We start from the raw sequence: 13,576 nt of genomic DNA, 5'->3' as shown, positions 1-13,576 counted from the left end.
GTGTTATCCCTTTCCATGCCTGCGAGGTGAGCTGTCGGGTTAGGGCGGAAAAGGTGCCCCGCCGCTCTTGCGAGCGACTACACCCCGAGCCTGAACGAGTCCAGGCGGTTGGATGGGTCCCCCGCTCCTGCCGTGATGCTGAAGTAGTCCGGATAGGTGCGCACGCCGCGGTGGCAGGATTCGGCATAACCAGGCGTGCTATTCAGTTATCGGTCAAGGCCGCTCGTGACGGTTCCGTGACCCGGAGCACGATATGCAGGAACCTCCGCAGAATGCAAACATCGACCACTCAGCGTGGTGGATATCTCGCTCCGGGCCCGAAGGGCGACCGTTCGCTACCCAGTTACAGCTTGCGTCCGCCGTCGACGTAGAGGGTCTGACCGGTCACGAAATCGGCCTCGTCACTGGCGAGGAACGACACCGCAGTCGCGATGTCGTCGGGCTGGCCGACCCTTCGTACGGGCGTGTCGGCGGCCGCGGCCTCACGGAACTTCTCGGGGTCGACGCCGACCCGCCGCGCGGTGTCGTCGGTCATGTCGGTGACGATGAAACCGGGCGCGACCGCGTTGACGTTGATGCCGAACGGGCCGAGCTCGATCGCGAGCGTACGGGTGAAGCCCTGTACGCCCATCTTGGCGGCGGAGTAGTTCGCCTGGCCCCGGTTGCCGAGCGCCGAGACGCTGGACAGGTTGACGATCTTGCCGTACTTCTGCCCGACGAAGACCTTTTGTGCTGCACGACTCATCAGGAATGCGCCCCGCAGGTGTACGCCCAGCACGGTGTCCCAGTCGGACGCGGTCATCTTGAACAGCAGGTTGTCACGCGTCACACCGGCGTTGTTGACCAGGATGTGAGCGCCGCCGAGCTCGGCGACGACCCGCTCGACGGCGGCGTTCGCGGAGTCCTCGTCGGCCACGTCCGCGCCGATTCCGACCGCCTTGGTAGCGCCGAGCGAGGCGGCGGTCTCCGAGGCGGCCGACTCGTCGAGGTCGATCACGGCCACCGCTGCGCCCTCGCTCGCGAACCGCTTCGCGGTCGCTGCCCCGATGCCGCGGGCGGCACCCGTGACGATGACGGTGCGGTCGTTGAATCGCTGCATGGTTCTCCTTCGGCAACAGGTTCGAACGGCCCGCCGTTGCGCACGTCGCGGACCGGCCTCACCTTAACGCCGCGACCATCGCGCTCAGCGCTGCCGGGGACGGATGCGCAGGATGCGGTCGTTGCCTCCGCCGTTCGCCGTGGTGACGTACAGCGCGTTGTCGGGGCCGACCACGGCTGCGCGCAGGCGGCCGTACGTACCCTTGAGCCGCTTGGGTACGGACTCGCCGAGGAGCCTGCCCTTGCGGTCGAAACGCAGAATTCGCAGGTGCTCCGCGCCGAGGACCGACATCGCCAGAGCGCCTTGCCAGCGGCCCCATCGCTTGCCGCGCAGCCAGGCCGCGCCCGACGGCGCAATGGTCGGATTGCCGGAGCGCCACCTGGCCGAGATCTGCTTACCGGGGAGGTCGTGATCGGTCATCGGCACCGACTCGTCGTAGCCCGGAACGGGGTTCCAACCGTAGTTCCCGCCTTTGCGCAGACGGTTCACCTCGTCGTTGCGGTAGGAGCCGTGCTCCACCGACCACATCGACGCGCCGGGCCGGCGCGCGAGCCCCTGGACGTTGCGGTGACCGTACGTGTAGACCCGACGCTTCATCGCGTTCTTCGCACCGGAGAACGGGTTGCCCTTGACGCCCTTGCCCGTGCGGGCGTTGACCCGCAGTACTTTTCCGCCGCCTGACGTGAGTTGCTGCGGGTTCGTACCGGTCGCCGCATCGCCGGTGCCGACGTAGAGCCTGCCGTTGCGCCCGAACGCGAGCTGGCAGCCGCCGTGGCGACCCGACGTCGAAGGGAGTCCGGTGACGAGCGGACGCACCTGACGTGCCTTCGTCGCGCGAGCATTGAGCTTCCAGACCACGACGCGTACGTCCTTCGTACCGTTGCGCCGATAGCCGTGACAGGTGTAGAAGGTGCGGTTCTGCCGGAACTTCGGACTCGCCGCGATCGACATCAGCCCCGTCTCGCCTCCGTGCCACACACCGACCGGCGTACGCGCGACGACCCGTGCACGACCTGATCGCCCGCGCCACCAGATGCGCTCCCTGTCACGTTCGGTGTAGAGCATCGCCTTGGACGGCAGGAAGGTGAGATCCCAAGGAATGTCGAGGCCGCTGGCGACCTTCTTCACCGCCAGGGTCGGCCGTTGGCGATCCGGGCGATCCGCCGGCGCATCTGCGGCGTACCCCGTGGCCGGGAAGAAGGAGAGGACGAGGGCTGCGGCGAACGACGGCGCCGCGATTGGATGGGCCATGTTCCACTGTCGCACCCCGACCGGCAGCCCGCGAGTCCGGCGATTTCCGGCCGCGCGATTTTGTATCTATGCGTGATAGGTCCAATAGGTTTGTAGCTATCACGCATAGATACAAAATCGCGGAGGGGCTCGATTCAGCATCGCGGGGCGCGCGCCGACCGATCGAGTACGCGGTCGCGGCGATGATGCGACGCACGTGAGACCGATGGCCGGGTAACCAGGTGCGTCGTAGATTCGACCTCATGGCGAACCTGCCGGACATCAAGACCATCGGCGAGCTGCGCGCCTCCGGGTACGAGCACCGCAGCGTCAAGGCCGAGATTCGCACCAACCTTCTCACCAGACTTCGCGCGGGAGTGCGCACTTTCGACGGCATCGTCGGGTTCGAAGACACGGTCGTGCCCGCCCTCGAACGCGCGTTGCTCGCCGGGCACGATGTGGTGCTGCTCGGAGAGCGCGGCCAAGGCAAGACCCGCCTCATGCGCACCCTCGCAACCCTGCTCGACGAGTGGAGTCCCGTGATCGACGGGTCACCGCTCGGCGAGCATCCGTACGCCCCGCTGACGCGTGCGTCCCGATCGCTCGTCGAGGAAGCCGGAGACGATCTGCCGATCGGATGGCGCCATCGCGACGAGCGCTACACGGAGAAGCTTGCTACGCCGGACACGAGCGTCGGCGACCTGATCGGCGACATCGACCCGGTCAAGCTGGCCGAAGGGCACAGCCTCGGCGATCCGGAGACGATCCATTACGGGCTGCTGCCGCGTTCCAACCGGGGCATCTTCGGCATCAACGAGCTACCCGACCTCGCCGAGCGCATCCAGGTCGGCCTGTTCAACGTGCTCGAGGAGCGCGATCTGCAGGTACGCGGCTACAACCTGCGGCTGCCGCTCGACATCCTCGTCGTCGCCTCCGCGAACCCCGAGGACTACACCAACCGCGGCCGCATCATCACTCCGCTCAAGGACCGCTTCGGCGCCGAGATCCGCACGCACTACCTCGAGGACCTCGATGACGAGGTGGCGCTGATCGCTCAGGAGGCCGATCTCGTCGCGGCCGTGCCCGAGCACCTGATCGAGGTGACGGCTCGTCTCGCGTACGAGATGCGCGGCTCGAATCAGATCGACCAACGCTCCGGTGTGTCGGCTCGGTTCGCGATCGCCGCGGCCGAAGGCGCCGCGGCCTCGGCGTTGCGCCGCGCCGCTCTGACCGACGAGCAACAACCCGTGGCACGTATCGGCGACCTGCCGGAGGTGCTGCCGACGCTGCTGGGCAAGGTCGAGTTCGAGATGGGCGAGGAGGGCAGAGAGGACGAGGTGCTGTGGCATCTGCTGCGGGTCGCCGTCGCCGATACGTTCCGCGAACGCCTCGCAACCATCGACCTCGCCGCGTTCGTCGACCATTTCGCCGAGGGCGGCGTCGTGGAGACGGGTGCACTCGTGCCGGCCGCCGATCTCCTCGAGCAGATGGGCTCGGTACGCGGACTCGCGGCGGTGCTGAGCGGTCTCGGCGTCGAAGAGGACACCGTGTCTCCGGGCCAGGCCGCCGCGGCGATCGAGTTCGTACTCGAAGGCCTCTACCTCACCCGGCGGCTGAGCAAGGACGAGGTCGACGGACGCGCGGTGTACGGGACATGAGCCGCGCGCGAGCGTACGACCGAGCGCGGCAACGATCATGAGCCGGATGCCGCGACAGTACCGCTACGGCACGTGGCACGGGGGTGGCGACCCGCTGCAGCCGCCGTTCGACGTACGCGAAAGCGTCGACGAGGTCGGCCGCGACGTGATGGACGGCGCCAGCGTCCGCGAGGCGATCGACCGTCTGCTCCGCCGCGGGGCGTCGGGCCGCAGCGGGCTCGACGAGCTACGCAGACGCCTACGCGAGCGACGCGACGAGCTGCGTCGCAGGGGCAATGTCGCGGGCACTCTTGACCGCGTACGCGCGGCGCTCGACCAGGCACTCGCCGCGGAGCGCGAGGAGCTCGCTCGCCACGATGACACCGAGGCCGAGCTCGCCAGGATGACGCTCGACGACCTGTCCGATGATGTAGCCAGCGCCGTACAAGACCTCTCGTCGTACGAATGGCGCTCGCCCGAGGCGGCGGCGACCTACGAGCAGATCCGCGGGATGTTGCGGCGCGAAGTACTCGACGCGCAGTTCGCGGGGATGCGCTCGGCGCTGAGCGGTGCCGACCCGCAGTCGATTGACCGGGTACGAGACATGATCGCCGACCTCAACGCGCTGCTCGCGAAGCATGCCCGCGGTGAGGACACCACCGTCGACTTCCGCGAGTTCATGGACAAGCACGGCGAGTTCTTCCCCGAGCAGCCGCGCGACACCGACGACCTGATCGACATGCTCGCGCGGCGCCAGGCAGCAGCAGACCGGCTGCTGCGTTCGCTCACCCCGGAGCAGCGCGCGGAGCTCGAACAGCTCATGCGCGACTCACTCGGCGACGACGTGGGGCTGGAGAGCGAGCTCCGCCAGCTCCAGGACAACCTCGGCGCTCTTCGGCCAGGCATGATGCGCGACCCCGGCACCGATCAGATCGGCGGCGAGACACCGCTCGGATACGGCGACGCGGTCGGGGCTGTTGCCGATCTTGCCGATATCGAGCGACTCGAGGCGCAGCTCGGGCAGGACTACCCCGGCGCGACACTCGACGATGTCGACGTCGACGCGCTCGAACGACAACTGCCGCCGTCGGCGGCACGTGACCTCGACGCGCTGCGCGATCTGGAGCGGGAGCTCGAACGCCAGGGATACCTGACCCGCGACGCCGACGGCCCGAGCCTGACACCCAAGGCGATGCGGCGTCTCGGCGAGTCGGCCTTACGACGCATCTTCGGCCGACTCCAGGCCGCCGGGGTCGGGCATCACGATGATGTCCGCTCCGGGTCGGCCGACGAGCCGACGGGCGCGAGCCTGCCGTGGGAGTTCGGCGACGAGCGCCCGATCGATGCCGTTCGTACTCTGCACAATGCGGCGCTTCGTACCGCTGCGTCGGGGTCGCGCAGTGGCGGCGGCGTCGCCCTGGCACCGGATGACTTCGCGGTCGCGGAGACGGAGCGACGTACGCAGGCCGCGGTCGCGCTTTGCGTCGATCTGTCGTTCTCGATGGTCCAGGAGGGTCGCTGGGCACCGATGAAGCAGACAGCGATCGCCCTGTCCCATTTGGTCGAGACCCGTTTCCGCAGCGATGCGCTGCAGGTGATCGGCTTCGCCCGAACGGCGCGTACGTTGACGCCCGCCGAGCTCGCAGAGGTCGAACCCAGTTGGGAGCAGGGCACGAACCTCCAACATGCATTGACGATTGCGCGTCGCCACGTCGCTCGCTACCCCGAGGCGGAGCCGGTCGTACTCGTGATCACCGATGGCGAGCCGACAGCACATCTGGAGTCCGACGGATACCCGGCGTTCGCCTGGCCGACGACCGCCGAGACCGTTCGGGCGACGATCGCCGAGGTCGATGCGATGACCCGGCTCGGTGCCGCGCTGAACTTCTTCCTGCTCGGCGACGACCCTGGCCTGGCCCGGTTCGTCGACGCTGTCGCCCGCCGCAACGGCGGTCGCGTCTTCACCCCGGAGCTCGGCCGGCTGGGCGAGTACGTCGTGAGCGACTACCTTCGTACTCGCCGCTGAGGCACCTTCGCACCAGCCAGGCCGCCGAAGTACGTCGTCGTGCCAGAAGATCGTCGTCTTTTGGCACGACGACGTACCTCGGCGGCGACTACTGTTGTGCTCCTGATGAACGAACCCGAGGGGGATTGATGAGTTTCGCGATCTGCGCGACCTGCGCCGTCGAGCATGCCGAGAAGATCGAGGTCTGCGCGATCTGCGCCGACGAACGACAGTGGGTGCCTGCCGACGGGCAGCACTGGACCACTCTCGAGGAGCTGGCGGCGTCCGGCTACACCACCGCCGTCGCCGAGATGGAGCCCGATCTCTGGGGCATCACGAGCAGCCCGAAGGCCGGTATCGGACAGACGGCGAAGTTGATCCGTACGCCGGCCGGCAACGTGCTCTTCGACCCGACCGGCTACATCGACGACGCCGCGGTCGCTCGTGTCCGCGAGCTCGGTGACGTGGTCGCGATCGTGGCGAGCCACCCGCACATGTTCGGCGTGCAGGTCGAGTGGAGTCGCGCGCTGGGCGATGCGCCGGTGCTCGTCGCCGAGGCCGATGCCGGGTGGATCGCACGGCCCGACCCGGTGATCCGGACCTGGTCGGGCACCGAGCCGATCCTGCCCGGCATCACGCTCAGCCAACCCGGCGGTCACTTCCCCGGAAGCGCCGTCGTGCACTGGGCCAACGGCGCCGGCGAGGCGGGCGTACTCCTCGCCGGAGACACGATCTTCGCGAATCCCGACCGCACTTCGGTGAGTTTCATGCGCAGCTACCCGAATCGGATCCCGCTGTCGGCCGCGGTCGTTGAGCGCATCGCCGACCATGTCGAGCAGTTCACCTTCGACCGGTTGTACTCCAACTTCGACAACGTCATCCCCACCGACGCGCGCGCGGTCGTACGCCGGTCTGCCGACCGACATGCGGCGTGGGTACGCGGCGACTACGACCACCTGACCTGATCACGCCGCTACACCTGGCGACCCGTTACGGACGGTCGGCGACCGCGAGCTCGGCGACCCGCGCGGGGTCGCCGATGACCTCGATACAGCTGATCCGGCCGTCGCGCAGATGGACGGCGTACGCCGCCTTCACCACACCACCCGGCGCGTACACGGCGCCGTGAACGCCGTCGATGAGCGCCAGCTGCGCCTGCTCGGCCCGACCGGCGAAGGCGCGGGCGACCGCGTCCGCGCCCTGCACACGGGGCTGCAACAGTGGCGCGCCCTGCTCGGCGAAAGCAGCGACGCTGTCGACGATCTGGGTGTCGGCGCGCAGCTCGACCTCTGGGTCGAGGAGCTGGAGCAGGGTGCCGAAGTCGCCCTCGCGCGCGGCTTTGAGGAACGCACCAACGGCCTCCTTGTGCCGTGACCGCTCGGCGCGGGCATCGACCGCTCGGATACGACGTCGTGCACGGGAGGCGAGCTGACGTGTCGCGCCCGTCGTACGGTCGACGATCGGCGCGATGTCGTCGAAAGCCAGGCCGAAGATGTCGTGCAAGACGAACGCGAGCCGCTCGAGTGGCCCCAGCGTGTCGAGCACCACCATCATCGCCGCGCCGACCTCATCTGCCCGCAGCGCTGTGGATTCGGGACCCCACGACTCGTCGGTCGGGTCGTTCTCCGGAAGCTCCGAATCACTGTCTTCGGGTCGGGCCTGCCGACTCCGCAGGTGGTCGATGCTCACCCGGGAGACGACCGTGGTGAGCCAGGCCGCGAGATTGTCGATGGCTGCTGTGTCTGCGCGCTGGAGCCGCAGCCACGTCTCCTGCACGGCGTCCTCGGCATCCCAGTACGAACCGAGCATGCGATACGCGATACCCCGAAGCTGCGGCCGTTGGCCGGCGAAGGCCGAGGCGAGGTCGTCGTACGAATGCTCGGTCTGGGCTCGGCGCATGCGGGTGCACTCCATCTCTGAGAACGACGTTCGGACGGCTGTCACGTTTCGGGCGGCCGATCCGACGTACAGGTAGGACGAGCCAAGAACGGCAAGTGTGACACCGGGAGCGAAACGCGTCGGTGTCGGCCTACACCCATCCCAGAACCACCTGAAGGAGCTCCCGATGACTCTGCCACGCGCCGCCCAAGACGTATCCGCCGACCTGATGAAGGACCTCACCGAATCCGTGCGCGGGCGCGTACTGACCCCGGAGCAGGCCGAGTTCGAGACCGCACACCGACCCTGGAACCTCGCCGTCGAGCAACCCGTCATCGCCGTTGTGGAGGCCGTGGACGCTGCCGATGTCGCAGCGCTGGTGCGGTTCGCAGCGGCTGCCCGGATCGGAGTCTCCGTGCAGCCCAACGGCCACGGGGCGTCGGGCAGCGCAACGGGCACCATTCTGCTCCGGACCGGTCTGCTCGATCGGATCGAGGTCGACGCCCCCGGCAGGTCGGCTCGCATCGGCGCCGGGGTGGCGTCCGGCGCGCTGCAGGCTGCGACGGCACCGCACGGGTTGACCGCGCTTCCCGGCAGCTCGCCTGTTGTCAGCGTCACCGGCGTCGCTCTCGGCGGTGGATTGAGCTGGTTCGGGCGCGCACACGGCTGGGTTGCCGACAGCGTGACGGCGTTCGAGATCGTCGACGCCGATGCGCAAACGCGCCGCGTCACCGCGGAGACCGATGCCGACCTGTTCTGGGCGCTCCGCGGTGGCGGCGGTGACTACGCGATCGTGACCGGACTCGAGCTCACGTTGCACACTGCGCCGGAGGTGTACGGCGGCCGCATGCTCTGGGCAGGTGAGCACGCCCGCGCCGTGCTCGACGCGTACCGCGCTCTGACCGAGGACGCACCGGATGAACTCACCGCGTGGTTCGACCTCGTACAGTTCCCCGGCGCCGCCCCGATGGTCGCGATCGACTGTACGTACCTGGGGTCCGATGGCGATGCGCGAGAGCTCATGCGGACATTGGATGCCCTGCCCGAGCCGCTCTCGGACAGTCGGCGGAGCATGACCGTTGACGAGCTGGGCAGTATCACCGCCGAACCCACTGACCCGGGCGCCGGGCGTTCTCGCGCCGAACTGCTCACCAGACTCGACGACGACACCATCACCGCTCTCCTCGCCGAACCGATCGCGCCGTTGATGGGCGTACAGATCCGCCATCTCGGTGGTGCGTTCGCGGCCGAGTCCGACAGCCCGCACGGTGCCCTGCGCGAGCCGTACGCGCTCTACATGTTCGGACTCGCGATCGACCCGGACACCACGGCCGCCGTGGCCGCGCGGCAGCAGCGCCTTGCCCAGGCCCTACCTGTGAGCGGCCGGAAGCCGGTCACCTTCCTCAACCCCAGCGAGGCGCTGACCGACGCGCTCCCTCCCGCATCCATCGACCGGTTGCGACGGATCAAGGCGGACCGCGATCCGAGCAATCTGTTCCGCAGCAACTTCAGCGCGATCGACGCGGACCGCAACCGGGAGGAAGGGATCGCAGTCTGAGAAGCACGGCTCCTGGGTTTTCTTGAATGATTCAGGAAAATGGGCGAGACTGCTCCCGTGCCGACGGATGACGAGCTGGAGCAGTTGCTGCGCGGGGCTGACCTGCGCGTGACCAGGCCACGCCTCGCCGTACTTCAGGCAGTGCATGCGTCGCCGCACGCCGACACTGACTCGATACTCGAGTCCGTACGTCGGGAGATTCCCGCGGTCTCGCACCAGGCGGTCTACGACTCGCTTCGCACGCTGACGACCGCAGGGCTCGTACGCCGGATCCAGCCATCGAGATCGGTGGCACGTTACGAGTCTCGCGTCGGCGACAACCACCACCACGTCGTGTGTCGCTCCTGCGGCGCGATCGACGACGTCGACTGCGCCGCAGGCCAAGCACCGTGTCTTGCCCCAGCCGACGACCACGGCTTCTCGATCGACGAGGCCGAGGTCATCTACTGGGGTCTTTGCCCGCAGTGCTCGGCCAAGAACTCGTCATCGGCCTGATCCCCAACCCCCAGGAAAGGCAGCAAATGTCTGAGAACAGCCCGGAAACCACCAACGAGCAGTCGTCCGGCGGCTGCCCCGTCGCACACGGTGACGCGTTGCCACACCCGACGCGCGGTGGTGCGAACAGCACCTGGTGGCCGAACCGCCTGAACCTCAAACTCCTGGCCAAGAACCCCGACGTCGGTGACCCGATGGACGACGACTTCGACTACGCAGCCGAGTTCGAGTCGCTCGATCTCGCGGCGGTCAAGCGCGACATCGCCGAGCTGCTCACGGATTCTCAGTCGTGGTGGCCCGCAGACTTCGGCAACTACGGTCCGCTGATGATCCGGATGGCCTGGCACAGCGCCGGTACGTACCGAGTCGAGGACGGCCGTGGCGGAGCGGGCTCTGGTCAGCAGCGCTTCGCACCGATCAACAGCTGGCCGGACAACGTCGGTCTCGACAAGGCCCGGCGGCTGCTGTGGCCAGTGAAGAAGAAGTACGGCAAGCAGATCTCGTGGGCGGATCTGCTCATCCTGACCGGTAACGTCGCGCTGGAGACGATGGGATTCGAGACCTTCGGGTTCGCCGGCGGCCGCGTCGACGTCTGGGAACCCGAGGAGGACGTCTACTGGGGCTCCGAGACCGAATGGCTCGGTAGCGACAAGCGGATCCTGAACGACGAGCGCGACCTGGAGAAGCCCCTCGGTGCGACCCACATGGGTCTCATCTACGTCAACCCGGAAGGCCCCGAAGGCAAGCCGGACCCGGTCGCCGCGGCACGTGACATCCGCGAGACGTTCGGCCGGATGGCCATGAACGACGAGGAGACGCTCGCGCTCATCGCCGGCGGACACACCTTCGGCAAGACGCACGGCGCAAACCCGGACGACAAGCAGGGCCCCTCGCCCGAGGGCGCGCCGCTGGAGGCACAGGGTCTCGGCTGGAAGAACGGCTACGGCACCGGCGTCGGAGCCGACCAGCTCGGCAGCGGGCTCGAGGTCACCTGGACCGACACCCCGACACAGTGGGACATGAGCTTCTTCAACATCCTGTTCGGCTACGAATGGGAGCTGACCAAGAGCCCGGCGGGCGCGTACCAGTGGGTTGCGAAGGACGCCGAGGCGACGATCCCGGACGCGCACGACCCGGAGAAGAAGCACCTTCCGACGATGCTCACCACCGATCTCTCGCTGCGGTACGACCCGATCTACGAGCCGATCGCGCGCCGCTTCATGGAGAACCCCGACCAGTTCGCCGACGCCTTCGCGCGTGCGTGGTTCAAGCTGACGCATCGTGACATGGGTCCGGCAACCCGCTACCTCGGCCCGGAGGTCCCGTCGGAGGAGCTGCTGTGGCAGGACCCGGTCCCAGCCCCCGAGCACGACCTCATCGGCGCGGCGGAGATCGACGATCTCAAGGCTCGCCTCGCAGAGTCGGGGCTCAGCGTCTCGCAGCTGGTCTCGACCGCATGGGCGGCGGCCTCGTCGTTCCGCGGTAGCGACAAGCGCGGTGGCGCCAACGGCGGCCGAATCCGTCTCGCTCCGCAGAGCGGGTGGGAGGTCAACGAGCCCGATAAGCTCGCGGGCGTCATTCGTACCCTCGAGGGCGTCCAGGAGTCCTTCAACTCCGGGCGTACGGACGGCAAGCAGGTCTCGTTCGCCGATGTGGTCGTCCTCGGCGGCGTCGTCGGTGTCGAGCAGGCAGCCAAGGCGGCTGGGATCGACGTCGAGGTGCCGTTCACGCCGGGTCGCGGCGACGCAACCGCTGAGCAGACCGACGAGGAGTCCTTCTCCTATCTGGAGCCGGTCGCGGACGGGTTCCGCAACTACACCGGCAAGGGCTCGCCGTCGCCGGCAGAGTTCATGCTCGTCGACAAGGCGAACCTGCTCACCCTGAGCGCACCCGAGATGACCGTCCTCGTCGGCGGCCTGCGCGTACTCGGCGCCAACTACCAGGACTCCGACCTGGGCGTGTTCACCAAGAACCCGGGCACGCTGACCAACGACTTCTTCGTGAACCTGCTCGATATGAGCTACACCTGGAAGCCGGTCGACGGGAAGTCCGAGTCGGCGGAGACGTACGAGGCCTTCGACAACGCGACCGGAGAGAAGCTGTGGACTGGTAGCCGCGCCGACCTGGTGTTCGGTGCGAACTCCGAGTTGCGGGCGCTCGCCGAGGTGTACGCCAGCGACGACGCCAAGCACAAGTTCGTCGCCGACTTCGTCCGTGCCTGGGCCAAGGTCATGGACCTCGACCGCTACGACGTGAAGTAGCAGTCGGCCTAGACCGCCTGTGCGCCGTCCCCTCCTTTGGGGGCGGCGCACAGGCGTCTGTGGATCCGTACCGCGGCGCTCGTGACAGGGGCACAGTGGGTGCTGTGCTCACTGGTCAGCCGACCGATCGTGGAGCTGGCGGGATTCCGACGCTCGTTCCCCGCTCCGCCTCAACTCACGGCGCCCTCAACACAGCGCGGCAGCGTGGCAGAGCGAAGCGACGACACGCTCGCGCAATCGAAATGACGATCGGGACGGGCTCGCGCTCTTTGCGAGCACACCCGTCCCGACCGATCGTGGAGCTGGCGGGAATCGAACCCGCGTCCTTCAGCGCAGCATCAGGTCTTCTCCGGGCGCAGTCTGCAATGACGTTTTCTCAGCCCCGACACTCGTACAGACACGTCGTCGACAGGCTCAGTCGCGAAAAAGTCCCGCGCCTACCCCGCGACCAGGTAGGCGCAGCAAGCCTCCTCAATGAGGCCAGTTACTGGGACGGAGGCGCTCCCAGGCTGACCCTTCGCAGGCTCGCCTCAGGCGGCGAGGGCGAAGTCAGTGCGCTTTGAATTGGCACTTGTGGTTTCCAAGGAACGTTTACGAGATGACCTTGGATTCTCGGCCCGCTTCATCTGATCCGTACGACCGAAGTCGAAACCGATCAGCCCCTCTTCTGTTGTCAAAACACCGCAGCGTCAAGCGATGTCAGTGCTGCCGGGGCAGCCCTGGCAGTCTACCTGGCGCAACCACCCCGGCGCACGCTCTATTCCGCCCGAGCCCAGACCGGGTCGCGGCCGAGCCAGCCGGCGAGCCGTTCGTACGCGCCGGCGTCCGACCCAACCTCGACGACGGGGCCGAACGGAATCGGGCCGCCGCGCGGCTCCGCCGGTAGTGCAGACTCCATCGCCGACAGGCTGCGCTGCGCCAAGGCGTCTTCGAGCAGATCGAGTCGGCCGATCGCCGCGGCGAGGTCCCAGGCGTGCGTGGTGAGCTCGCTGGTGTATACGGCGAGTGCAGCGCGTCCGGGCATCGCTCCGAAGGGCACGGTGACGGTCCGGTCGAGGGTCGCATCGTCGTCGACGCATCGCTCGAGCGCTACCACATCGGACTTCCAGGTCGTCGTCCGATCACCGTCGGCGAAGCCGTCGACGATGGACGGCGTACCGTCAACCGATCCGTGTTCGAGAGCATGGGTGATGCGTCGGATCACCGCGTCGAGATGTCCCAGCAGCGTACGTACGTCGAAGTCGTCACACGGGGTGGGCCGGCCGAGGTCGTCGTCGGAGGTCGCGGCCACCACCCGTCCGGCCTGGTCAACAGCGTCGCGGAAGGTCGGTCGTGGGTCGTTCATCGTCAGCTCCTATCGCCGTCGAACACCGGTCGGCGTCGACAACTGCGACTGTTTCGTAGATACCTGAC

At 67.7% G+C, this 13,576-nt stretch carries 10 protein-coding genes, 1 other RNA gene and 1 riboswitch; of the genes, 6 read left to right on the top strand and 5 right to left on the bottom strand.

Annotated features, from left to right (window positions below; all coding sequences use genetic code 11):
- Position 1: 1 nt before the first annotated feature.
- A riboswitch (cyclic di-AMP (ydaO/yuaA leader) is annotated at positions 2-196 on the bottom strand.
- A 147-nt stretch (positions 197-343) separates the two neighbouring features.
- Positions 344-1,099, bottom strand: a complete 756-nt coding sequence (fabG, locus tag MU582_06180; GenBank protein UPK76226.1) for a 3-oxoacyl-ACP reductase FabG — start codon at positions 1,097-1,099, stop codon at positions 344-346.
- 84 nt (positions 1,100-1,183) lie between these two features.
- Positions 1,184-2,350 (bottom strand): PQQ-dependent sugar dehydrogenase, encoded by a 1,167-nt coding sequence (locus MU582_06175; protein ID UPK76225.1) that lies wholly within the window; start codon positions 2,348-2,350, stop codon positions 1,184-1,186.
- Between the two features lie 242 nt (positions 2,351-2,592).
- Here MU582_06175 and MU582_06170 point away from each other — a divergent pair, with 242 nt between their 5' ends.
- The 3 genes from MU582_06170 to MU582_06160 all read left to right on the top strand — a co-directional run bounded on the left by MU582_06170 (position 2,593) and on the right by MU582_06160 (position 6,936).
- Positions 2,593-3,987 carry a magnesium chelatase gene (locus MU582_06170; GenBank protein UPK76224.1) on the top strand — a complete coding sequence of 465 codons (1,395 nt, stop codon included), beginning with the start codon at positions 2,593-2,595 and terminating at the stop codon, positions 3,985-3,987.
- Positions 3,988-4,033: 46 nt separating this feature from the next.
- Positions 4,034-5,992 (top strand): VWA domain-containing protein, encoded by a 1,959-nt coding sequence (locus MU582_06165; GenBank protein UPK76223.1) that lies wholly within the window; start codon positions 4,034-4,036, stop codon positions 5,990-5,992.
- 128 nt (positions 5,993-6,120) lie between these two features.
- Positions 6,121-6,936 (top strand): MBL fold metallo-hydrolase, encoded by an 816-nt coding sequence (locus tag MU582_06160; GenBank protein ID UPK76222.1) that lies wholly within the window; start codon positions 6,121-6,123, stop codon positions 6,934-6,936.
- A gap of 25 nt (positions 6,937-6,961) precedes the next feature.
- Here the strand turns inward: MU582_06160 and MU582_06155 are convergent, their stop codons facing one another.
- A complete protein-coding gene (locus MU582_06155; GenBank protein UPK76221.1) occupies positions 6,962-7,870 on the bottom strand; it encodes a sigma-70 family RNA polymerase sigma factor in 909 nt (302 codons plus the stop codon).
- Between the two features lie 166 nt (positions 7,871-8,036).
- On the opposite strand from MU582_06155, the gene MU582_06150 reads away from it, so the two are divergent.
- Genes MU582_06150 through katG form a run of 3 tightly spaced genes read left to right on the top strand, consistent with a single transcriptional unit; the run spans position 8,037 to position 12,163 of the window.
- Entirely contained in the window at positions 8,037-9,407 is a 1,371-nt protein-coding gene (locus tag MU582_06150; protein ID UPK76220.1) for an FAD-binding protein, read from the top strand.
- A 39-nt stretch (positions 9,408-9,446) separates the two neighbouring features.
- Complete coding sequence (locus MU582_06145; GenBank protein UPK76219.1) at positions 9,447-9,902, top strand: transcriptional repressor; 456 nt, start codon at positions 9,447-9,449, stop codon at positions 9,900-9,902.
- A gap of 26 nt (positions 9,903-9,928) precedes the next feature.
- The gene (gene katG / locus MU582_06140) at positions 9,929-12,163 is read left to right on the top strand and encodes a catalase/peroxidase HPI (protein ID UPK76218.1); all 2,235 of its coding nucleotides are present in this window, start codon (positions 9,929-9,931) and stop codon (positions 12,161-12,163) included.
- A gap of 294 nt (positions 12,164-12,457) precedes the next feature.
- On the opposite strand, the gene ssrA is transcribed toward katG, so the two are convergent.
- Positions 12,458-12,826: a transfer-messenger RNA gene (ssrA, locus tag MU582_06135) on the bottom strand.
- Positions 12,827-12,920: 94 nt separating this feature from the next.
- Entirely contained in the window at positions 12,921-13,508 is a 588-nt protein-coding gene (locus tag MU582_06130; protein ID UPK76217.1) for a TIGR03086 family metal-binding protein, read from the bottom strand.
- Positions 13,509-13,576: the final 68 nt, after the last annotated feature.

The organism is Nocardioidaceae bacterium SCSIO 66511 (assembly GCA_023100825.1).
Lineage (GTDB): Bacteria > Actinomycetota > Actinomycetes > Propionibacteriales > Nocardioidaceae > Solicola.
This window is presented reverse-complemented; position numbering and strand designations above follow the sequence as displayed.